This is a genomic window from Branchiibius cervicis (assembly GCF_042661605.1).
GTDB lineage: Bacteria > Actinomycetota > Actinomycetes > Actinomycetales > Dermatophilaceae > Branchiibius > Branchiibius cervicis.
Genome location: NZ_JBHSWJ010000002.1, coordinates 2,958,412 through 2,978,895, shown reverse-complemented (window position 1 = coordinate 2,978,895; position 20,484 = coordinate 2,958,412). Strand labels below are relative to the sequence as shown.

General features: G+C 65.0%; 21 protein-coding genes. 6 read left to right on the top strand and 15 right to left on the bottom strand.

All coding sequences use genetic code 11. From position 1 onward, the window contains the following. The first annotated feature begins 49 nt into the window (after positions 1 to 49). Together ACFQBT_RS15415 and ACFQBT_RS15410 are read left to right on the top strand one after the other, a co-directional pair. On the top strand, positions 50 to 568 hold the full coding sequence (locus ACFQBT_RS15415) for a hypothetical protein (protein WP_377823983.1): 519 nt from the start codon (positions 50 to 52) through the stop codon (positions 566 to 568). Beyond that, positions 565 to 1,113 carry a hypothetical protein gene (locus tag ACFQBT_RS15410; protein ID WP_377823981.1) on the top strand — a complete coding sequence of 183 codons (549 nt, stop codon included), beginning with the start codon at positions 565 to 567 and terminating at the stop codon, positions 1,111 to 1,113. The genes ACFQBT_RS15415 and ACFQBT_RS15410 overlap by 4 nt, the downstream gene beginning before the upstream one ends. On the opposite strand, the gene ACFQBT_RS15405 is transcribed toward ACFQBT_RS15410, so the two are convergent. Both ACFQBT_RS15405 and ACFQBT_RS15400 read right to left on the bottom strand, forming a co-directional pair. Next, positions 1,103 to 1,723 carry a hypothetical protein gene (locus ACFQBT_RS15405; protein ID WP_377823979.1) on the bottom strand — a complete coding sequence of 207 codons (621 nt, stop codon included), beginning with the start codon at positions 1,721 to 1,723 and terminating at the stop codon, positions 1,103 to 1,105. The two genes, ACFQBT_RS15410 and ACFQBT_RS15405, sit on opposite strands and share 11 nt — an antisense overlap. Beyond that, positions 1,720 to 2,151, bottom strand: coding sequence for a hypothetical protein (locus ACFQBT_RS15400; RefSeq protein ID WP_377823977.1), 432 nt, complete (start codon positions 2,149 to 2,151; stop codon positions 1,720 to 1,722). Before ACFQBT_RS15400 ends, ACFQBT_RS15405 begins: the two co-directional genes overlap by 4 nt. A 347-nt stretch (positions 2,152 to 2,498) precedes the next feature. Here ACFQBT_RS15400 and ACFQBT_RS15395 point away from each other — a divergent pair, with 347 nt between their 5' ends. Further along, positions 2,499 to 3,542 (top strand): hypothetical protein, encoded by a 1,044-nt coding sequence (locus tag ACFQBT_RS15395; protein WP_377823975.1) that lies wholly within the window; start codon positions 2,499 to 2,501, stop codon positions 3,540 to 3,542. A gap of 13 nt (positions 3,543 to 3,555) precedes the next feature. Here ACFQBT_RS15395 and ACFQBT_RS15390 read toward each other — a convergent pair whose 3' ends face one another. After that, entirely contained in the window at positions 3,556 to 4,242 is a 687-nt protein-coding gene (locus tag ACFQBT_RS15390) for a prepilin peptidase (RefSeq protein WP_377823974.1), read from the bottom strand. 3 nt (positions 4,243 to 4,245) lie between these two features. Further along, positions 4,246 to 4,665, bottom strand: coding sequence for a DUF3592 domain-containing protein (locus ACFQBT_RS15385; RefSeq protein WP_377823972.1), 420 nt, complete (start codon positions 4,663 to 4,665; stop codon positions 4,246 to 4,248). Positions 4,666 to 4,727: 62 nt separating this feature from the next. Here ACFQBT_RS15385 and ACFQBT_RS15380 point away from each other — a divergent pair, with 62 nt between their 5' ends. Then, entirely contained in the window at positions 4,728 to 5,852 is a 1,125-nt protein-coding gene (locus ACFQBT_RS15380) for a serine hydrolase domain-containing protein (protein WP_377823971.1), read from the top strand. 79 nt (positions 5,853 to 5,931) lie between these two features. Next, a complete protein-coding gene (locus ACFQBT_RS15375; RefSeq protein ID WP_377823969.1) occupies positions 5,932 to 6,969 on the top strand; it encodes a phytanoyl-CoA dioxygenase family protein in 1,038 nt (345 codons plus the stop codon). 12 nt (positions 6,970 to 6,981) lie between these two features. Here the strand turns inward: ACFQBT_RS15375 and ACFQBT_RS15370 are convergent, their stop codons facing one another. The 10 genes from ACFQBT_RS15370 to ACFQBT_RS15325 all read right to left on the bottom strand — a co-directional run bounded on the left by ACFQBT_RS15370 (position 6,982) and on the right by ACFQBT_RS15325 (position 18,783). Next, a complete protein-coding gene (locus ACFQBT_RS15370) occupies positions 6,982 to 8,091 on the bottom strand; it encodes a DUF4331 family protein (protein ID WP_377823968.1) in 1,110 nt (369 codons plus the stop codon). 110 nt (positions 8,092 to 8,201) lie between these two features. Further along, positions 8,202 to 9,209: a D-alanyl-D-alanine carboxypeptidase family protein gene (locus ACFQBT_RS15365; protein ID WP_377823967.1), complete on the bottom strand. Its 1,008-nt coding sequence runs from the start codon at positions 9,207 to 9,209 to the stop codon at positions 8,202 to 8,204. 258 nt (positions 9,210 to 9,467) lie between these two features. Next, positions 9,468 to 10,202 carry a hypothetical protein gene (locus tag ACFQBT_RS15360; protein WP_377823965.1) on the bottom strand — a complete coding sequence of 245 codons (735 nt, stop codon included), beginning with the start codon at positions 10,200 to 10,202 and terminating at the stop codon, positions 9,468 to 9,470. Between the two features lie 120 nt (positions 10,203 to 10,322). Continuing rightward, complete coding sequence (locus ACFQBT_RS15355; protein WP_377823964.1) at positions 10,323 to 11,816, bottom strand: class I SAM-dependent DNA methyltransferase; 1,494 nt, start codon at positions 11,814 to 11,816, stop codon at positions 10,323 to 10,325. Next, positions 11,813 to 12,241 (bottom strand): PIN domain-containing protein, encoded by a 429-nt coding sequence (locus tag ACFQBT_RS15350; protein WP_377823962.1) that lies wholly within the window; start codon positions 12,239 to 12,241, stop codon positions 11,813 to 11,815. The genes ACFQBT_RS15355 and ACFQBT_RS15350 overlap by 4 nt, the downstream gene beginning before the upstream one ends. Further along, complete coding sequence (locus tag ACFQBT_RS15345) at positions 12,234 to 13,082, bottom strand: hypothetical protein (RefSeq protein WP_377823960.1); 849 nt, start codon at positions 13,080 to 13,082, stop codon at positions 12,234 to 12,236. The genes ACFQBT_RS15350 and ACFQBT_RS15345 overlap by 8 nt, the downstream gene beginning before the upstream one ends. Positions 13,083 to 13,175: 93 nt before the next feature. Next, on the bottom strand, positions 13,176 to 14,129 hold the full coding sequence (locus ACFQBT_RS15340) for a GIY-YIG nuclease family protein (protein ID WP_377823958.1): 954 nt from the start codon (positions 14,127 to 14,129) through the stop codon (positions 13,176 to 13,178). Beyond that, positions 14,129 to 15,391, bottom strand: coding sequence for a restriction endonuclease subunit S (locus tag ACFQBT_RS15335; protein WP_377823956.1), 1,263 nt, complete (start codon positions 15,389 to 15,391; stop codon positions 14,129 to 14,131). The genes ACFQBT_RS15340 and ACFQBT_RS15335 overlap by 1 nt, the downstream gene beginning before the upstream one ends. Next, the gene (locus ACFQBT_RS15330; protein WP_377823954.1) at positions 15,388 to 18,174 is read right to left on the bottom strand and encodes a type I restriction endonuclease subunit R; all 2,787 of its coding nucleotides are present in this window, start codon (positions 18,172 to 18,174) and stop codon (positions 15,388 to 15,390) included. Before ACFQBT_RS15330 ends, ACFQBT_RS15335 begins: the two co-directional genes overlap by 4 nt. Before the next feature lie 69 nt (positions 18,175 to 18,243). After that, the gene (locus tag ACFQBT_RS15325) at positions 18,244 to 18,783 is read right to left on the bottom strand and encodes a hypothetical protein (RefSeq protein ID WP_377823952.1); all 540 of its coding nucleotides are present in this window, start codon (positions 18,781 to 18,783) and stop codon (positions 18,244 to 18,246) included. 603 nt (positions 18,784 to 19,386) lie between these two features. On the opposite strand from ACFQBT_RS15325, the gene ACFQBT_RS15320 reads away from it, so the two are divergent. Then, positions 19,387 to 19,797, top strand: coding sequence for a hypothetical protein (locus ACFQBT_RS15320; RefSeq protein ID WP_377823950.1), 411 nt, complete (start codon positions 19,387 to 19,389; stop codon positions 19,795 to 19,797). Between the two features lie 385 nt (positions 19,798 to 20,182). Here ACFQBT_RS15320 and ACFQBT_RS15315 read toward each other — a convergent pair whose 3' ends face one another. Then, on the bottom strand, positions 20,183 to 20,404 hold the full coding sequence (locus tag ACFQBT_RS15315; protein WP_377823948.1) for a helix-turn-helix transcriptional regulator: 222 nt from the start codon (positions 20,402 to 20,404) through the stop codon (positions 20,183 to 20,185). Positions 20,405 to 20,484 lie beyond the last annotated feature (80 nt).

Here is a 20,484-nt window from a genome sequence, read left to right as displayed (position 1 = left end):
ACGACCGTCGTCGGGTCGGCGATACACCGATTCTTCACGTCGGCACCGGGTGAGCGCCGCCCTCTCGGCCGTCATGGGTGTGGTCGCGTGCGTCCTGCTCGGCATCGGCATCTTTGCGTGGACGATGCCCCAACTGGCACCGGTCAAGGTGGTCGCCGGGGAGTCGGCCAGCCTTGGCCGGACTCCCTGGTTTGATTCCGGCTCAACGCTTTTCGCAGATGTCGATGCCACCGACACGACGCGCCCGGCGGAGTGGGGCTGCACGCTCGACGACGGCGGGGGCGGGCACGTGGTATTGGGCACCGCCCCGAACCCGGATCTGGTCGGCACCCGCGTCGTCGATGACCGCAGCCTGTTACCGGTGGTCACCATCGGTCCGACCGGTGACGGCTCGAGCATCACCTGCTCCGGCCCGCGGGCCCGCTCGGGCGTCGCGATGTGGGCGCTGCCGACCGACGCGGGCCTGCCACGCGTCGCGTTGTCACTGGTGATCGCGGGCATTGCGCTGCTCGGTGCCGCTGCCGCAGTGCACCCGTTCACGCGCGGTCTGGTCAGGTTCGGCGGATGATTCCCTCGACCGGCCAGGTCCACGGGATCGCCCGTATGTTCCGCTGGCCCATCGTCGCCGGGGCGGTCGTCGTCGTCGCGTTCGCGGTTGCGTTCTGGGTCCTGACGCTCACCAGTGCCCGAACCTTCCACGGCAGCGGGGCAACGGGTTCGCCCGTCGCGATCACCGGATCCGCCGACGGGTCGGCCCGGCTCGACGTCTATACCGACCGGCCGTCGACCGCCGGCTGCACCCCCAGCCACAGCGACGTCTATTTCTTCGCGGCTGACTTGCTCGAAGGGTCCGGGGAGACGACGGCCAGTCTTCACCATGACGGTCGGTCGTGGTTCCGGGCGGGCTATCTGACGGACGGCTGGCGGGCCGGGCAGAGCGTGACCTGCCCCGCACAGGACGGGTCCGCAGTCCTGCTCAGCGTGGATCAGGCCGCTGCGTGGCGTGAGCCTGCGCTCGCCCTGACCGGCGGTGGGATCTTCCTGGCGATCGGCGCCGCCGTCTTCGTGGCGCTTGGCCGAGAGCCGGATCACTCTGTGCCGCCTAGGATTTGACGACGAACGTGCGCATGATGCGCTCGATCCCGACCGTGCCGAACTCAGTCGCGGGAGCCTTCCCCACGACGTTGAGGATCAACTCGGGCGAGACCTGGGCGAAGAGTTGCTCGATGCGGTACGGGGTCGAGGTTCCCTGCGGTGTCTCGGTCCACGTGACGAGCACCGCGTTCTGCGTACCCGGCCATTGCACCGTCGACCGTTTGAGGTCCGTGACCTGTCCCGTCGACAGCTTCGCCGTCGCCAGCACCTCGGACTGGGCGACCGCATCGGAGGCGGGTTCGGTGTCGACGACGACCGCGACGCCGACGGGCAGCGAGGGATCGCGTCCCTGCTCGCGGGCGGCTATCCCCGGCGTTCCGCCTTTGGCGGACGGGGGCACCTCGTTGTCGGTCCACGTCGCCGGAACCCGCAACTCGAAGCCTTTCCCGGTGAGCGTGCGGTAGTTCAGTGGGGGCGTGGCCAGCGGCGTGTACGTCGCGGGAGCCGTATCGGAGGGAAGCAGGCTGTTGGCGGTGTTCGGCGTGGAGCCCGATGAGGAACTCGAGCAGGCGGTGAGCGCGCAGGTCACGAGCAGGACCGCTGTGGCGGCGAGGGGCAAGGACTTCACCGGAGCAACTCTCGCACGTCCGCCGGGATGGGCGGACCGTCGTGACGCCGGCCCTGGACCCAGACGACGGCGGCCGCGACCGCAAGCCAGGTCACCAGATCCATCACTGCTGCAATCGGTCCGGCCGACGAAACCACGGACCGCCCGGCCAGGGCCTGCCCGGTCCAACTCAGCGGATTGAGCAGATAGCCCACTGCCGCCGAGCTGAGCCAGAACCCCCAGCCGTAGTCCTGCCAGAGCCGGGCGCAGAAGGCCACGATGCTGACGAGGGCGAACAGTTCCAGGATCGTTCGCAACGCGATGCCCATTCCGACCTCGCCCTGGATCGATGCGAAGGTCACCGCGACGATACCGAGCACGGCAGAAGCCACGGCCAGTGCAAGCGTGAGCGAGATCCATCGGACGGTGCGCGCGACGGTTTCGTTCATGTGCCCGATCGTTCCAAACGTAGGTGGGTTCCGACCCGGGCCCGCGGACCCCGCGTATCCGGGTCCGCGGGCCCATGCCGGACGGCCGCGATTGCAGCACAGTGAATCCCGGAAGGGAGCGCCATGACCAACGAGACCTCCGGGCGAGCAGGCGGCCGCGAACGGGGAGCCATCAGCCTGGAGTCCGCCGGGCTGATCTTCCTGGCGGCTCTGCTGGTCGGCGCGATCACGTTGGCCATCACCCACAGCAACGTCGGGGGCGCGTCGCCGACGCGATGTGCAAGGTTCTCACCGGCGGGCAGGGGTCCTGTTCGGCGGGCGAACCGGGAAGCGCGCCGGATCCGCATGTGCCGACCGAGCCCTGCGCGACGGCGGCCGAAGGTTATGAAGTTTCCGGTGAGGTGGCAGCCGGGGTGAGTGCCGGTGGCAACAAGAAGGTCTCCATCGAGAAGCTGAGCAACGGTCAGTACGCCGTCAACGTGACCTCCGGGGGCACGCTCGGCGTGGCCGGAGGTGTCGGGTGGGACGCCAGTGTGAACGTCAACGGTTCCGGTTACGGGTGGGACATCGGCGCCGACGCCAACGCCCGGCTGCAGGGCGGAGTCACCCAGACCTACCTGGTCAACAGCAAGTCCCAGGCGGAGGACATCCGCAACTGGAGCATCTATGAGGACAGCAGGGATGCGCTGCTCAACGGCACGGGCATGGGGTGGGCCTCCCACATCCCGGGAGTCGACTGGGCAGCGGACAAGGTCGCCGGATGGGCGGGTCTGAAAGAACCGCCCACACCCGACTCGACCATGGTGTACGGCGGTGCCAGCGCGGACGCCTCGGCACACGACACCCTCGGCGTCGGACAGTTGTCGGCCAGCGGGTCGGTGGATGCCATCCTCGGAGTGCGTACGAACTCCGATGGCTCCTATGTGATCGTCGGCCAGGCGTCTGCCAGCGCAACAGCAGCCGCGTCGGCCGCATGGAAAAACGCTTCTTTCGACCCGAAAGCAGCTGCGCTCATCGAGGGTTCCTACGACAAGAACCACCATCTGACGAGCGTGAAATTCACCGCGACCACCGGACTGGGCAAGGACGACAGCACGATCAATTCGTGGACGCTCCCGGTGAAAACCGATGCCGACCGCCAGGCCGCCAATGACGTCCTCTACAACGTCAACCCGGTCACCTGGTCCGGATTCTTCGAGGGTGCCAAGGATCGCGGCCAGGTCACCCAGCTCACCTACCACGACGACGGCACCGACATCGAGGCGAAGGTCGGCGGCAAATTCATGGCCGACGTCGGCATCAGCGGCAACCTGAAGCTGCCGCACTCCAAGGTGACCGGGGCGCAGTACTGGGACGGTCAGGGCTTCGCGGACTGGGCCGCTTGCAAGTAGCGCTCGCCGGCTCTCAGTGTTGGGCGACGGCTCCGATCAGCGGCAACGCCAACACCAGCAACGCGCCGAGGATCATGTGCGGGCCGAAGGAGATCGCGGTCTTGCGGGTGGCTCCGGCGAACAGGATCAGGATCACGGCCAGTACGCCGCCGGACAGGAAGCCCGCAAAAACCCCGAGCACGGCTTGCGCCACCCCGTTGAAGCCGAGCATCAGCCCGAGGGTGGGGGAGAGCTTGACGTCGCCGAGGCCGAACCCCTGCCCACCGGCGATGAGGGCGATCACCAGGTAGAACAGGCCGGTCGCCAACGCGCACAGGACGGCAGTCAGGAGCGATTTCCACTCTCCGCGTACGGCGCTGACGATGGTGAGGCCGATCAGGGCGGCGACGAAGGTGGGGCGCGTCCACCGGTCGGGTAGCCGGTGGACGTCCACGTCGATGGCCGCCAGGACGATGAGCGGAACGGTCAACGCGGCGTACACGATGCCTTGAACGACACCGCCGACGAAGGTTTGGGCGGCACCCACCAGAGCCGCTGCGATCGCCATCGCCGCCGGCACCCAACGGAAGGTGACGGTACGCAGCTGGTGTTCGTCGTCGTACCGGTGCGCGAGCGTGGTCAGGCGCGGGGTGAGGAACAGGCCCGCAAGCAGGCCGCCGACCATTCCGGCCAACCCGACGATGGCAATAGATGCAGTCATCGGTCAGCCGAACGCGACGTAGACGATGAGTTCGAACGTCGTGAACACGGTGCCGACGATCACCAGGAGCACGGGCACACCGTCCCACCAGCCACGGGAGGAACTGAAGCGCTGCGGGTCACGGGGGTCGTACCAGACCTGCACGTCGCCGGTGGGATACCAGCCGACGTCGACGGCGAACTGCTGGCGGCCGCGCACCATCTGCCCATCGGCCGTGCGGAATTCGACTCCGGGCGAACTCACCGAGTCGGTGCCGCCGGCCCAGGTGTGGGAGTAGTCGGTCACCGCGCCGGTGGTGCGGACCCAGCGCGAGCGACGGCGGCTCCTGGCCAGCAATCCGATCAGACCCAGCACCAGCAGACCCGGCCCGGCGAGCAGTGCGACCACCAGGATCAGGGTGGCGGAGATGGGGGCGGGGCGCATGGCCCCACCCTAGGCGCGCCGCCCGCCGCCGGTGCGCCACAGGCCGCAGTAACGTACCGACGGTGCCGTCCGCAGCCGACAACCCCCTCCTCCCGTACGTCGATCGCGTCCTCGCGCTAGGTGCCCCTGGTTCGCGACCCGCGGCGACCGCCCTTGGCGTGCAGCGTGATTCGACACGGCATGTCGCTGTTGGCGGCTGGGCGCAGTTGCCCTCGACCGCAGGGCCGGGGGTGCCGATGTGGCGTGCTGCGCTGGTCGATCTGGCGTCGGTGACCAAGCTGGCGGTGACCACGACGCTCGCGATGCAACTGGTCGCCGAAGGAGTTCTGGCCCTGGAGGAGCCCGTCGCGGCGTACGTGCCGCAGTTCGTTCGCGGCGACGTGACTCTCGAGGATCTGCTGACCCACACCGCCGGACTGCAACCCTGGTGGCCGCTGTACTGCGCTGCCGGTGACCCGATCGACATCTGCTGCGACGTGGCGCCGGCCACCGAGCGGGGGCGGCAGTTCTGCTACTCCGATCTCGGCGTGCTGCTCGCGGGAGCGATGGTCAGCGCCGCCGCAGGTGAGCCGCTGGACGTCGCGTTCGCCGACCGGGTCGCCGGCCCCCTCGGGCTGTCGGCCAGGTTCGGTCCGTTGGATCCGTCGCTGGCGGCGGCCGGCGCCGACAGCGACGGGTACGAGTACGCAATGCTCGCCACCGGTCGGCCGCACCCGGTGCCATTCGGTCCGCAGGACTTCGCCGGCTGGCGGGCCGGGCTCGTGCGCGGCGAGGTGTCCGACGGCAACGCCGCCCACGCTTTCGGGGGTGGGGCCGCGCACGCCGGGTTGTTCGCCTCGGTCGACGATCTGCTGACGTTGGGCAGCGCCCTGCGGGACGGGACGCTGGTGCCCCGGGCGGTGCTGGAGCGCTTCGCCCGGCCCTCGCCGTTGCACCCTGCGCAGGCGGTCGGCTTCCGACGGCGGCAGTTACCGGATGGCACGACGGTGCTGGAGCACCCCGGTTTCACCGGCAGCTACCTGGGCTTCGTCCTCGAGCGGCCGCTGGTGGTCGCGGCCGCGGCCACCCGTCTGCACGGAACCGTCGGAGGGTTGCCGCACGTGTTGCCGCAGGACTTGCCGGCGACCATCGCGACCAGGGAGGTCGTCGAGGTGGCGTGGCACGGCGTACAGGCAATGGGCGGTTGACCCACGTCCGGTCAGATTCCCGGGGAAACACAGCACTGATTGGGTCCATCGGCACCGTGGGCGCAGTACCTTCGGCGTCATGGCCGATTTTGAGAAAGCCCTGGAAGATCTCGACGTGGACGCCTTCTGGCGGGAGGGGTACGCGATCCTGCCGGACGTCTACACCGAGGAGGAAGTCGCGCAGATGCGCGAAGAGGTCATGGCCAACGCCAAGATCGGCGGGGAGCTGACCGCCGGCCCGCTCAAGCACGTGCTGACCGACGGAAAGATGGCCGCGGTGGCCAAAAAGCTGCTGGATACCGACGATGTGGTCTACGGGGGCGACAGCTCGGCCACCATTAACGGCAAGATCCGGGTCTGGCACAAGGACAACACCGACCGACTCGACGAGAACGCGCCCGACTGGGACGACCGCTACACCCAGCTGCGCTTCGGTATCTACCTGCAGGATCACACCGAGCACAGCGGTGGCTTGAACCTCAAGCCCGGCGCCCACGACATCTGCGACCTGAGCAGCGGCAAGACCACCTATGTGCGCAGCCGGCCGACCGATCTGCTGGTGTGGAGTATGCGGATGACGCACTCCGGCGCGGGCACGCTGCTGAAGGACCCTTCCCGACCGGATCCGGAACCGGAGGAATGGAACTCCTTCAGCGAGGACGAAGTGGCACCGTTGCACGAGAACCGGCTCGCGGTCTTCGCGCACATCGGAGCCAACGACAAGCACGCCCGCCGGTACCTCGACTACCTGCGCCACCGCACGTACATCGCGAACATGTGGCGCAACCACCCGTTCACCCCGGAAGTCATCGAGGAACTGCAGGCGGCCGGCCTGACCGTCCGCGACATGCCTTCGGAGGTCATCGACGACCCGCGAGCCGGTGGTTGGAAGGAATGGCAGCCCTACTGGTACCCGGGCAAGGCCGACCCGGAGCCGCAGGTGATCTATCGCGAAAAGGTCGTCGAAGTCCCTGCGACTGCTTCGGCTTCGGCCAAACCGGCTGCGTCACAGGCCTTCGTGCCGCGCTACTCCCGCGCCGTGAAGCGCCGGTTGCGCGGCGTGACCAAGGGCGCGGTCAACGGCTGGCACAGTGCTGCACCCAAGGGCAGTCGGTGAGCTGATCACGTCCTAGTGATGCGCCGGAGGTGACGGCGGATCAGGGTTCGGGTCGACGAGATAGGGGAACTGATCGGTTGCCCGCTTCGTCGGCCCGTCCACGTGATCGCTGATTCTGGGTCCCTTCGCGCCGTTCATCAGATACGTGTACAGCGTGTCCATGCAGTCGTCGTTGAGCGAGCGCCCGCCGCAGGTCTCGTGAGGTTGCCCGGCCACTACCGCGCGCTCGATCTCCAGGAAGCTGTCCTCCGCGAACGGCTTGCCGTAGTCGACGATCAGGTAGTCGGCCAGGAGCAGCTCGGTGAGCGGGTGGGTGCCGTCCGTGGCCAACGGCCACTGCGTGCTGCCGTCGATGCCGTCCCAGAAGCTGAGGTTGGCGTTGAGGCGGGCGCGGTAGGCACCCACGTAGTCCGGACCCAGGTTGAAGGCATCCTCAGCGTTGAAGAGGTCACGGATCTCCAGGTCGCGGTTGACCGTGTCATAGGTCTTCATGCCGAGTACGGCGTTCTCCAGTTCGGGGCGACCGAAGCGTTCCCAGCGGACCGGGATTTTCCCGTTAATGACGGTTTCGGCGACGACCGCTACCAGTGTCCCGGTGTCGTGGGCGGTCAGGTCGATCTCGACGACGACGCTGAACACGTTCTTGCCGTCGGACAGGATCTTGCCGGGGTTCTTGAAGGACAGCTTGCCCGTGGTGATCGTCTCCTGAAGCGCGAGGGCGTCGCTGAAGAACGGGTCCCAGCGCGGGCCCGCGAAAACGCGCAGGCCCTCGCTTCCTGCTACCTGGTTGACCTCGAAATCGACTGTGTCACCGGTGGATACGGCCAGATGGCCCTGCTGCCGGGCACCGTTGGGCGGGTCGAACGTGACGTCGATCGTGATCTCGGTGTCGTCCGTGCCAGGGCGGAAGAATGCCGGGTTCGACGGTTCCGGATCGATGGGACGGATCCGGAACCGGTAGATCAGGGCGTCGGACAGGAAGCCGCCGGGATCGGCGTACGGGACGGTGTTGACGACGAGGGCCAGGTGTCCCGGTCGGTCAGGCGCCGGGAACGCGTAGGCATCGGTGATGTCGGCGATCGGCAGTTGATGGGCGCGCGGACCGGAGTTGTGGTGCGACACAGGTCCTCCTCGGAGGGTTCACGGGACGACGCTGTCCGTTGGGGGTCCTGAGCGTCGCATGGGCGGCCCCTCGGCCTCATCCCTGAGGAGGTAGCGCGTGCGTGGTCGTGCTATCCGGCGAAGTTGAAGTGGTAGGACTCGCCGTCGGTGCCGTAGGCGTACGGCTGGGTGAATCCGTACTTGCCGCCGTTGGCCCTCAACCAGTTGGAACCCGCACCGCCCCAGTCGAATTCGGTGGTGTGGCCCTCCCATTCCTGGAAGTCGACGGCGAGGCCGGCGCCGTGGTTGGACGCACCGGGCGCGTTGGCGTACTTCGGGCCGAGGGTGGTGTACCAGTACTGCTGTTCGCTGTAGGTGCGGTAGGCGAGGTCGATGCTGGCGTAGTGGCCGAACGCGGCCTTGTAGGCGCTCTGGAGCGCGTCCAGTGATCTGACCGCGTTGCAATTGAGGTATCGCCGGGTGGTCGCGGTGTAGCCCGGGTCGAAGGGTTGCGGGGAGTTGTACGCCCGGTTCACCGGGCACAGGGCCCAGGCGGGCAGGCTGCCGTTGACCGAGGTCACGTTGGCCGACAGGGTCTCGATCGTTCCCCGGTTGACGTATCCCCCGGTGCCGTTCAGTCGGATCCAATCGGCGTCGACGACCTTGCCGGTGATCGCCGTTCCCGACGCCAGGGTGCGCCCGACCGTGTACTTGAACCCCGGAGCAGTGTGAACGTTGGCGGGGATTCCTCCGGTGAGAGCGACCCAGCCGGTGACCGTGCTCCCAGCGGCGGCGGTGGCCGGTGGCTTGACCACCGTGAGGTACCCGGCGGAGGTGTAGCGGCCGGCGTACGGGCCGGAGCTGATCTTCAACCAGCCGTTGTTGACCACGCCGAGGACGAAGGACCCGCCGCTCAGCGCGCCCACCCGGGTGTACGCCGCGCCCGGGCCGGTGCGCACGTTCAGGGAGCTTACCGAGGCCAGCACGCGCGCGCCGACGACGGTGGTGCTGACGGCGGTGGGGGTGGCGGAGAACGCCTGCGGCACAGCGGCCGTGGTGCTCACTGCGATCGCAGCGACAGCGAGGGCCAGCTTGGTGCGCCGGGGAGCCGTGCTTACCTTCTTCATGGACATGCTCATCCCATCTCCCTGAACCGACCGTTAGGCGCCAAATACTCACGATACGAGTGTTGTGCCGACGACAGGCGAAAGTGCACCGCGCGATCAGAGCGGACGCTGCACAGTCGCGAGTCCTTCTGGAATGCCTAGGAGGGGTCAGAACCGTTGTGAATCCGGTACGTACAACACTGACCAAATCCTCGGGGTGACGGCTCGTAAGCCTTCTGAGGACTGAAAGCAAGACAGCGCTCCACCACTCGGTGGAGCGCTGTCTTGCTTTCAGTCCTCGGTCAGAGGTTCCGGTGCCTCATCGAGGTGGCGATCGTGGAGGTACGGGGGCACTTGCGCGTCCTCGCACTCCAAGGCCAAGCCGGTCACCCACTCGAAGGGATAGCGGCCGTCGACGTGTTCGGCGGCGGTTCGAATCGGTTGTCCGTGGGCTCCGCCTATACGCTGGGTTGACTTGCCTTTGCCGATCACCAGGCGCAGCTCAATTTCCCATTCGCAATCGCCTTTTGTAATTCGTCCAACCGCCCCCACGGCGACCTGGTCGCCGGGAGGAAGTTTGACGATTTCATGCCCGAAGCGGGGCTGACCGCGTTCGAGCATTCCGTCGGCGTTAATCCTCACTGGCGTTGGGCGAGGGTCGTCGAGGTCAAAGCCGAACTCAAACCGAGGCTCGGGGCCTCCGTTTGAACTGTCAAAGAGCGTCTCGTGTTGTCGCTCCGAACGTGACAGGACGCGGGCTGTGGCGCTGTCCACCACCATTTGCTCGCTGCCGCGGTTGCACCAGGTCATGCGCAGTTCGCTGCGCCCAACGTCATAGGCGTGATGCGTGGTTCGAAGCCATTTCAACACCGCGGCCGGCTCACCGGCGCCCTCACCCTTTCCCGGGGCGTCGTTCAGATCTTGACGCCGCAGCGGCGCCGGCACAGATACAAGCCAAGGCGGGCCATAGCCGGTCTCGGGATCGGTGTATAGCACGGTGATGGGGTTTGGCTTGCGCCGGATCAAGCGCCATCGGTGCGTTCGCCAAAGCCAGCGAGCAACTGGTGCACCCACGAGCGCCGCAATGGCCACCGCGAGACCCCAGGCAGCCACGTCCCAGTGTGCGGGCCACTGCATGATGGCCGCCTAGTCGGCTTTCGTCTTTGACGCTGCAAGGTTCGTGAGTTCCAACGCATCGGCGACTGCGGTGAACTCGGCCAGGGCGGCGGTCAGATCTTCAACGATCTCCCGAGCGATGACTTCGGGCGCCGGCAGGTTGTCGAGATCCTCGAGGGATTCGTCGCGCAGCCAGGTGATGTCCAGGTTGACCTTGTCGCGGGCGATCAGTTCGTCGTACGTGAAGGAATGGAAGCGCTCGGACTCCTCGCGCTTGTTGTGCGGACGGTTCGCGGCGTTGACGAAATCGTCCAGGTGCGCCCGGGTGAGCGGGTTCTGTTTGAGCGTGAAGTGCTGGTTGGTGCGCAGGTCGTAGACCCAGAGCTTTGAAGTCCATGGGTTCTCCGCGGCCGGCTTCTTGTCGAAGAAGAGCACGTTGGCTTTGACGCCTTGGGCGTAGAACACACCTGTTGGCAGTCGCAACAAGGTGTGCAGGTCGAAGTCGGCCAGCAGTTTGCGGCGTAATGTCTCGCCGGCGCCGCCCTCAAAAAGCACGTTGTCGGGAAGTACGACGGCCGCCCGGCCGGGCACCGACAGGATCGTCATGATGTGCTGCAGGAAGTTCAGCTGCTTGTTCGACGTCGTGACGATGAAGTCCTGGCGCTCGATCTCTCGATCCTCGCGAGCCTCCTTGCCGTCGTTGCCGATCATCGTGACCGAAGACTTGGTGCCGAAGGGTGGGTTGGCCAGGACCACTGACCATCGGATGCCCGGGTCCGCGATCAGTGCGTCTTTGACCTCGATCAGGGAGTCACGTTTGGCGTCGCCGATGCCGTGCAACAGCAAGTTCATCGACGCCAATCGTGCTGTGCCGTCGACGAGTTCGACGCCGTGCACGAAATCGTTCTTGAGGTGGTCGCGCTGCGCCGGGTTCAGTGACGCTGCGTCGCGGGAGGCGTACTCGTGCGCGGTCAGCAGGAAGCCGCCCGTCCCGCAGGCCGGGTCGACCACGGTGTCGGCGACGGTCGGCTGAATGATGTCGACCATCGCGGAGATGATCGACCGCGGCGTGAAGTACTGCCCAGCGCCGGAGCCCTTGTCACTGGCGCCCTTGGCCAGCAGTGACTCGTACGCATCCCCGTTGATGTCGGTGCCGGTCTGCGACCAGTTCTCCTTGTTGATTAGGTCGTGGATCAACCGCTTGAGCTTGGCGGGGTCTTGAATGCGGTTCTGCGCCTTGCGGAAGATCGTTCCCAGCGTGCCGGGTTGCTTGCCAAGGCCCTGAAGGATCGCCGAGTACGTCGTCTCCAACTCCGCCCCATCCGTATCAAGGAGGCGCTGCCACGAAAACTCGTGCGGCACAATGACTTCCGGGTTGAGCTTCCTGGTGGCGCGCTCGTGCGCCATTTTCAGGAACAGCAGGTAGGTCAGCTGCTCGGTGTATTCGATGACTCCCACACCGTCATCGCGCAGCACGTTAGCGTAGGACCACAGTTTGTCTGCCAGTCGCCGAGCATCATTCATGACGCGTCTTCCAGTAGAAGCAACCCGGGGACCTCCCGGTAGATCTGGTCTCCAGCGAGGAGCGGCAGGTCATAGGCGTGCGCGGTCGCCGCGACCCATGCGTCCCCCATGTGCGCTTTCGCGGCCAGCGGATGCCCAGCGCGGTGGCACGCGACGCGGATCGTAGCGAAGCTGGTGATCACGTCCTCAGTTACCGGGAGAGTCGGAACGCGCCGAAACGTCTGCGCCAAGGCGGCCATACGTGGTTCGCCCCACTGCGCCAGCAGCGCGCCGTACCTCATCTCCGCCTCACTCTGTGCCGCAATCGTCAGCTTCCACCCGGTCAATAGCTTGCGCCAGCCGTCCGATCGTGGATCAGAATCCCGTCTCCTGAGCACCACCTTGCTGAAGGCATCGGTGTCTACAAGAACCAGTCGATCAACCACGGGCTGCCGCTAGGAACGCTGCGAGTTCGTCGTCCGTGAGGTCGAGCGGCTCGGCCGGCGGCGCCTGGCTGGCCTCCGCAACGAGTTCCTCGACGGTCTTGGTCGCGGGAACACCGAGTAGTTTGAAAACGGGTGTCGCGGCGACAACCGTCGGACTCATCAACCGCGTCCGATGCGATCCCGAGCCCATGACCAAGCCGCCGGTGGCGGCAACTTCGACCCCGACAAGATGGGCGACAACATCCGAGTCCACGACGTCGACGAGGTCGATCTTGTTCCCAACGGCGTCTCGAATGCGAAAACGGTCACTTGCGAGGTCCACCATTTCGAGAATCCCGTGCAGCGTGACCTGCTCGGTTGCTGGCTCCTCGCGCCGCTGCCATGGGGCGCGGATGATCTCGGCGGTGGCAATGGTGACTGACGGGCGGTCCGGTGCATTGAGCTCGACCGTCGGACTGGCCTTGGCCATCGCTTGGATCAGATCGTCCACCGCCACGGCCGCGCTCTCGGACACTCCTTCAGGGCGAGAGTTGGAGGCGAGGCCCTGGACGATTCGCCAGTAGGCGGCATCGGCCTCGTCGGCGACAGGATCGATGAGGCCGTCCTCGTCGCCGACTACGAACCCAAGTCGTGTGCTTCCGGCACGCAGACTCACGCGTACTGTCGCCAACTTCTCCAGCACGGCGTCGGTGCGACCCAGGCCCTCGCGGTTCGCAGCGGACCGGGTGAGCCGGTAGGTCAGCTCCTTGAAGGAACTGATCAAATTCACAGCGTCGCTGGAAAGGACCTCGCCGTCGGGGGCTTGATGCCCGATCAGGCGAATCTCATATTGGCGAGTCATGGCGATCACCCCTTCCCGGGATCCGTCGTTCTTGATCCTCAGGGTAGATCGGGCCTGTGACATTGACCTACTCGGATTTCTGCAGGTCCACCGTCAGAGAGGGTCGTCAACTCCCTGCTCGCGCGACTCCCAGTCGGCAAATGTCGTTCCATCCTCTGCGACCCATGCGGTCCGACCGTTGGTGGAGACCGTTCCCTGGACAACAGCGCCGGCCGCGGAAGGCGAAGAAAAGACAACGTCCCGCGTGAGACGACCGGCTCCGTCGGCCTCGACCGTGATCGATCCCTCCGTCAGAAGGCGGGAGTGCATCGCCTTCCTTCGCTCGTATTGACGCGCTGAACTGGACGAGTAGTTGGTCCGGGTGGGCATGTCCGCTGCTACTCGGGACCCGGCAAGCACCGTGAACTCGCCGTCGATCACCTGCGCCTGGGCATCGATGCCGCCCTTCTTCTGACGCAGGTGAAACACGGGGGACATCGTCACTGGCTGGTCGGCCGGCGCCGAGGGCTGCGTCGTCGGAGCAGACCGTGTTTCGCGACCGCGGAAGATGTCCACGCCCAGGACCGGAAGCACGACGCGAAGTTGGTCGACGAAGTACTCCATGTCCGAGGCGTCCGCTTCCGGCAGGTCCGCGCCGCCGGTCGGCTCGTTGCTATTGGCCAGGGGAGTGCGACCGATCGACTTGGCCAAACGGACCAGCCGGGATTCCAGGTAGCGAACGTGGGCACTGGTCAGGTTCTGATCCTTGGACGTAATCACAAGTACGTCGTTCCAGAAAGCCTTCTTCTCGTCCCGGTCGTGGTGGGTGAGCCGCTTGGCGACGTCGTCGCTCTGCCCGATGTACGCCGTGGCGTCGCCTGTCTGCTCGTCCTCGCCGAGAAGGATGTAGACCCCCGTCCGCTGGGCCTCGGGGCGGGATCGGATGACGGCGAGCTTGTCGCGGGTTCCCTTGAGCACGTGGCCGGTCCAGTTCATGATCTCGGCCGTGATCAGGCCACCGGCGGTGCCATCGACCAGGAAGAGTCGGACTTGTTTGCCAGCAGCCATCAATTCATCGCCTCCGCCAGTTCCTCAACCACCTCATCGTCCGTACGCCGACCGGTGAGCTTCCCGCTGAACGCCGCAGCCAGCACCGATCGCCTGAGTTGGACGGAGCGTGCAGTCTGCCGTTCAAGCATCTGAACCGTGCGCACCAAGTTGCTGCTCATCGTTGCGATCCGGTCGGCAATCTCACGCTGGATTGGCAGGTCGGGTAGCGGAATTAGCTGATCGGCAATTGTTCCCTGATCGATCTTCGGCATCGAGCCGGCAAGCCCCTTCGCCCGTGATCGGAGGCTGCGCTGCACCACTGACGAGTTGAGAGCTATGGCTAGGTAGTCCGGAAGAACGTCGCCACCGGCACGGAGCCGGATAACGAGATCGGGGTATATCGCCCAGTTTGGTGGCCCGTCGTACAGGCGTGTTGTTCCGACGAGTTCCGGCGTATTTGACCTCTCGACCAGCACATCATCCGGCTGCAGCCACAGCGATGCGACGCGTGCCGGGTCAGCGCTGGTGATTTTGGTATTTTCGGTGCTGAATTCGCCCTTTGTCACTGCAGTGAGAGTCAGGGTGCGGATACCTGGTTTCCCGTCCGCCACGGCGCGGGCAGAGTGCCCGTTTCTCATCGGCTCGGATAACAAGTCTCCAACAGCGCGACGCTGCGATTTGACCTGCCTCAGCTGGGAGTCGACATAATGCGTTCCGAACGTGTCGGACCGGCGCCGGGCGTCGGAGAGATAGTTCGCTGCGGCGTCGAGGCGGGAGAGGTGGTCTTCGAGGATCTCCACGATCCGCCGCTGTTCAGACAGCGGTGGGATCGGAACGACGCTGTTCTTCACATCCTTATCACGGACTGCTGGATAACTCACTCCGCGCTGCAACGGCAAGACCTGTTTGAGTAGAACGTCTGAGGTCATGAAGTGGAACAGGAAGCGTGGCTCGACCTCCGGTCCTGGACGCAGCACGCAAAACCCGGTCGAAGCAACCTGGCCGTTGAGCGCCTCACTGATGTAGGCAATCTTCTCGAGGTACGGGCGCACCGTGGAGAAGACGGTGTCGCCCGCCTTGATGTGCTGGCGCGCTCGTCCGGGCGCCGCCGACGCTTCTACAACTACTGGCGCCTCGATTCGGTGAGAGGTGCCATCCACCACGCCGATGTCGACATATCGAAACGACGGCGGACCGACAATCGCAGGATCTGCCTTCTTCACCGGAAGTGTGACGTCTGCCAGCTTGGCCGTCCTCCAGGTCGACTGGACCGCGATCATGCGGTGAGTTCCTGGTTCAGGGTTTCCAGCAGGTCGCCGGCTGAGTCGCCGAGGTCGCGGAGTGCACCATCCACGCCGCCGCGCTCGGTGAAGGGCGCTTCGTCCAGGTCGTCAGCATCAATGCCGGCGGAGGAGGCAATGACGTTCGCGATGTTGTCCAGCCACCAGCGCTGTTCAGGCGTGAATTCCGTTCCGGCTTGGGCCTGCTGGGCCAGCCACCCGGCGTACCTCTCCTGGACTCTTTGGGCGTAGGGCACCAACTCATTGTCCTCGTGCAGGGTGAAGCGCAGCAGCGAGACCAGGTCGGTCACCTGGGCCTTCGGGTTGGGCCGGACGTGCTCGACCTCGAGCTGCTGGTACGCCGACCAGATGATGTCCGGTGTCCAGCGGTAGGGCGGTCGGGCGATGCGTTCGGCCAACTCGTTGAGCTGATCGAAGGTCACGCCCTGCCGACGGGCGGCGTCGGTCTTGGCCGCCATCATGACTTCGATCGCGGAGATTTCATCGCGGTGCTCGTCGAGGTAGGCAGCCCATGACTCGACGACTTCGCGGGCGCGGTTCGGGTCCCCCACGCCGTACGCCTCGATGAGCTTGTCGGGGTTGATCTCATCGATGACGAGGTCGTGCTGGCGGCGCAATTCCATGATGCGCGAACGCAATTCGGGGTTCTCAGCCAACGGTTGCACCGCGGACTCGACGAGTTCGTCGATAACGGTGTCGATCGACGTACCTGCTGGTGCAAGCTCCCACGCGGAGTGTTGAACGTCCGGATCGACGGCATCTACGAGACCACGGATGATCGCCTTCAGCGGTTGCCCCGCAACACCGTCCAACTCAGCTCGCTCAGCCGGTTTGAGTTGGATCTCAAGTGCGGCGAGACGCGATGCGAGAGTGGCTGTTTCGGCTTCGGTGATAGTCAGATTGGCGGCCTTCTTAAGCAGCTGATCCAGGGAGATCGACTTCTCGCGGTTCAGTGGTGGCTCGACGAAGTCGTGCTCCGTGACGCCAACCGCGTCGATGATCACGAAGCGCGTCTTCTCCGTGGCATCCTCGCCCGGCGTCACCGCCCGGAAGTCAGCGGAGGCAATGGTGCGCGCACCGCGGCCCTTCATCTGCTCGTAGTACTGCGCGGAGCGGACGTCGCGCATGAAGAACACGCACTCAAGGGGTTTCACATCCGTGCCGGTAGCGATCATGTCGACGGTGACCGCAACGCGCAGGGTGGGGGAGGTGCGGAACGCTTTGAGGTGACCCTTGGGGTCCTTGGCCTGGTAGGTGATCTTCGCGGCGAAATCGTTGCCCTTGCCGAAGACCTCGCGCACCTGGGTGACGACCTCCTCGGCGTGGTTGTCGTCCTTGCAGAAGATCAACGTCTTCGGGACACTGGACCGGCCCGGGAAAATCTCCGGGAGCTTATTGCGATAGGTCTCCAGGACAGTGCGAATCTGGTTGGGGTTCATGACTGCTCGATCAAGCTGGCCCTTGGTGTATTCCAACTCCTCGTCGAGAGCCTCGATGCGTTGGTCTCGAGTACGGCGATCGACCTTTGGCACGTAAGTGCCGGCGTCGATGGTCGCGCCGTGCTCGGTGACTTCGGTCTTGATCCGGAAGATGTCGAAGTCGACGTTCACGCCATCGGCCACGGACTCGGTGTAGGTGTACTGGGAGACGAGGTTCTGCCGGAAGAAGGCAAACGTCTGCTTGCCCGGGGTGGCGGTCAAGCCCATGATGTGGGCATCGAAGTACTCCAGCACGCCGCGCCACACGCCGTAGATGGAGCGGTGTGCCTCGTCGACGATGACGAGGTCGAATGCCTCGGGCGGCATCGCCGGGTTGTACTGCACATCGACCGGCCCGTCCGGCACCCAGTCGTCGATGCCCTGGTCGTCGCCCTCGGGTGCTTCGTTGCCGCGCAGCACGGAGTAAACACGCTGGATGGTGGAGATGACGACGTCGGAACTGTCCAGCATCCCAGCAGCTTTGAGCTTCTGCACGCTATAGATCTCGGTGAAACGGCGGCCGTCATCGGGGGTCGTGTAGTTGTCGAACTCGCCTGCTGTCTGATCAGCAAGGTTGTTGCGGTCGACGAGGAAGAGGATGCGTTTGAACCCGGCGTATTTCAACAAGCGGTACGCGAGTGTGACGGCGGTGTAGGTCTTGCCGGCGCCGGTGGCCATCTGCACGAGGGATCGGTCGAAGTGCTGCTGCCGTAGTGAGGTCTCGACGTTGGTGATGGCATCGATCTGCGCCGGTCGCAACAAGTCGGTGGCCAGCGGCGGCATGGTCTGGATCTTGCCCCGCCAGGTCGGCGCGACCGGGTCGTCCGCAGCGTCCCGCACGATGCGGGCGAGAGTCTCCGGCCTCGGGAAGGCGAAGATCTTGCGGGAGCGCGGGTTCGGGTCGTAGCCGTTGGTGAAGTGGGTCTCGGAGCCCGATGCCTCAAAGACGAACGGGAGCCGGCCGTCCTTCAGCGCGGCCCGCTTGCGATGGGTCTCAGGCAACCCCTCGGCGTACATCGCGGACTGCCACTCCACCCCGGACAGGGTGGTGCCGACCGGTTTGGCCTCGATGACGCCCACGACGCGCTTGTCGACGTAGAGCAGGTAGTCGGCGCGGCCGTGGCCCTTGGCCATGACGGCTTCGCGCACGGCAATGCCCGGGCCGGCGAACAGGTTGAGGTCCTTGCCGTCCTGCACAGCCCAGCCCGCTGCGGCCAGCTGGGCGTCGATCAGCACGCGGGCTCGAGCCTCAGCAGGCAGACGAGTGACGTCGTCGGCAGACATGGTGTTGGTCAGTGTAGGGAACAGCCGATGATTGCATCCTGGGTGGACCAATTGCGCAGAGCACCCGACTCAGCGCAGGGGCAATTTGGACTTAAGCACCTTGCAGGCATCAAGATCGCCGTGAGATAGGAACGATCGAAGAGTCCTCTCGTGCTCGGCGAAATCGATCAACGGACCTGAGCGAACTGAAAGAATTGGCAGCTGAGTGCGCTCGTGCGGGTGTTCTCGGCGTTCTACAACCCTATCCATCGGAGACCAATGGTGGTTTTGGTCGGACTCGGGTCTGCTGGTCAGTTCGACGTAAGAGGCGACACCGCGCGCTGTCGGCCGGAATCGGATGTGTTGCCCCTGCCACACCGAGGCGACCGTGCGAACTTCGCGTTCGCCCGAGAAGCCCTCTGACTTGATCAAGTGGGTCAGGCCTTCAATCGCCTCGGCAGCCTCCGCGCCAAGATCCTCCAATGCAGTGTCTGTCTCCTCGCGAGCCGAGTTTGTGATTGCCGACTCGGCAAGCTCGAGGCGGTTACTGAGTTCCTCAAGGGCTGCGCGAATCTGGTCGTCCCGATACAGGACGGACAGCCACGGAGTTACCGTCACTGCGTCGTCCATGCTTTGCCAAACAGAACGATGCTCGGGTCGTGGCAGCTGCCGACAGACTGCAAGCTCGGCGGTTGGGTCCAGTTCTATGGCGTAACCAAACCCCCTGCACCGTAGAGCCGCCATTGATTGGCGTCGTCACCGTCCGTCGACGCACTCAGCACAAAGACCTGGCACGGTCGGTTAGCCGCAGGTCGCTCCAAGAGCGAGCGGAGAAACTCAACGTTGGGGGATCGGGTAAGTCGGCCGAGAAGACTACGAACCCTACGACGACCCTGACTAATTTCAGCACGATCATTCATAGTTGTTGCTTGCCCGGCCCACATCAGTCGATCCGACACGATGGGCACCAGGCTTGTGCTGGACGTGTAGTGAAAGACGGGCTGTGCTACGGGCTGGCACGACGTAGCGACAAGTCCATGCCATTCTCGGGCGTTCGATGTCGGAGGCATGGATCCATCATGCCGGTTTGATCGCGCATGCTCGTGTGAGCAGCAAGCTAGAGGTTAGGCCCGACCTACGTCCGCGATCTCGAATTGTCAGTGCTCGCCGCAATGATCAGTGTGGACTCGCACTGACGTGCGCGAGTCAACCACAGGCAGGCGCGGAGGGGTCATGGGTCGTGACGGGTTGTATCGGCGGCGGCGTACCGATGGGCGGCGGCCGCATCGGGTGGAGATCCGGCATTCGGCCGAGGAGTACGCGCGGGTCGCGGCGATGGCCAGTTACCTTGGGATCTCCATTCCGCGTCTTTACGAGCAGTCGTTGTTCGCCGGCGATGCCGCAGCGGCCGCGCGATTGACGACAGTGTTGACCGAGCTGCGAACAGCCCTGCGGCTCACGGCCAACGGTGCCAACAACCTCAACCAGATCGCACGGACGGCGAATGCTGTTGGCGATATCAGTGCTCCGCAGACGCAGGCGGCCGCGCGTTTAATGCAGTTGCAGGGGGAGCGGATAGAGGCTTTGGTCAATTCGTTGCCAGTGGGTTTCGCGTTCGACATCGACAACGGTGCCTCTTCGTGAGTGGCTCATCGTCGATGGTCGTGCACGTCGCGAAGAGCGGTCGCAGCGTCGTAATCGCTTCCCAGCTGATTGCCTTGGCCGTCGTCGAGTTGCCGCTCGGCGACGGTCGCTGTCTGAGTTCGTTCCTTCTTCAATGCCTTCCCTCCTTCGATCCCTGGTGTGTGCCTTCGGTGACGTCGGTCCACTGACGTCTAGGACGCCTAATGTCGGACAGCACTTTGGCTATCTGGAGTTGCAGCTGCTGCGCTTGGTCCGGAGTCAGTGTGAAGGAGGCATCGATCGAGTCGAGGAACCACCGCAACGCGACGGTGTCTGAGTCCCAAGCCTGGACGGTGTTCCAGCCCCGCTGAAGCCCCAACGACACCCCGCCTTCGTCGAGCGCTTTTCACTTCGCCTGCTCCGTCGCGATAGGCGCGTCAGGGAACAGCGAGTTGACCCAGTCGATGATCTGCTGGCGCCGCCACACGACACGGCCACCGATTTTGGCCGGCTCAGGAAGTTCGCCGATGTGGCGCATCCACCGCACGGATGAGGGGGATTTGCCCAGCATTGCGGCCACGTCGTCGACGGTGACCAGGTCAAGGGTGCTTGGGCTCTGTGTGTTCATTACGTATCCAATCTGTGTTTGTGGAAGTTGCTAGAACGTGCTGAGTCTAGACACAAATCAATGAAATCGACAAGCACCAA

Bases quoted from the DNA above. Each gene is read 5' to 3' on its own strand.
- ACFQBT_RS15385 (WP_377823972.1), bottom strand. From the start codon at position 4,665: ATGCGCCCCGCCCCCATCTCCGCCACCCTGATCCTGGTGGTCGCACTG.
- ACFQBT_RS15355 (WP_377823964.1), bottom strand. From the start codon at position 11,816: ATGAATGATGCTCGGCGACTGGCAGACAAACTGTGGTCCTACGCTAAC.
- ACFQBT_RS15390 (WP_377823974.1), bottom strand. From the start codon at position 4,242: ATGACTGCATCTATTGCCATCGTCGGGTTGGCCGGAATGGTCGGCGGC.
- ACFQBT_RS15315 (WP_377823948.1), bottom strand. From the start codon at position 20,404: ATGAACACACAGAGCCCAAGCACCCTTGACCTGGTCACCGTCGACGAC.
- ACFQBT_RS15400 (WP_377823977.1), bottom strand. From the start codon at position 2,151: ATGAACGAAACCGTCGCGCGCACCGTCCGATGGATCTCGCTCACGCTT.
- ACFQBT_RS15340 (WP_377823958.1), bottom strand. From the start codon at position 14,129: ATGGCTGCTGGCAAACAAGTCCGACTCTTCCTGGTCGATGGCACCGCC.
- ACFQBT_RS15375 (WP_377823969.1), top strand. From the start codon at position 5,932: ATGGCCGATTTTGAGAAAGCCCTGGAAGATCTCGACGTGGACGCCTTC.
- ACFQBT_RS15320 (WP_377823950.1), top strand. From the start codon at position 19,387: ATGGGTCGTGACGGGTTGTATCGGCGGCGGCGTACCGATGGGCGGCGG.
- ACFQBT_RS15410 (WP_377823981.1), top strand. From the start codon at position 565: ATGATTCCCTCGACCGGCCAGGTCCACGGGATCGCCCGTATGTTCCGC.
- ACFQBT_RS15330 (WP_377823954.1), bottom strand. From the start codon at position 18,174: ATGTCTGCCGACGACGTCACTCGTCTGCCTGCTGAGGCTCGAGCCCGC.
- ACFQBT_RS15365 (WP_377823967.1), bottom strand. From the start codon at position 9,209: ATGAGCATGTCCATGAAGAAGGTAAGCACGGCTCCCCGGCGCACCAAG.
- ACFQBT_RS15335 (WP_377823956.1), bottom strand. From the start codon at position 15,391: ATGATCGCGGTCCAGTCGACCTGGAGGACGGCCAAGCTGGCAGACGTC.
- ACFQBT_RS15345 (WP_377823960.1), bottom strand. From the start codon at position 13,082: ATGACTCGCCAATATGAGATTCGCCTGATCGGGCATCAAGCCCCCGAC.
- ACFQBT_RS15325 (WP_377823952.1), bottom strand. From the start codon at position 18,783: ATGGACGACGCAGTGACGGTAACTCCGTGGCTGTCCGTCCTGTATCGG.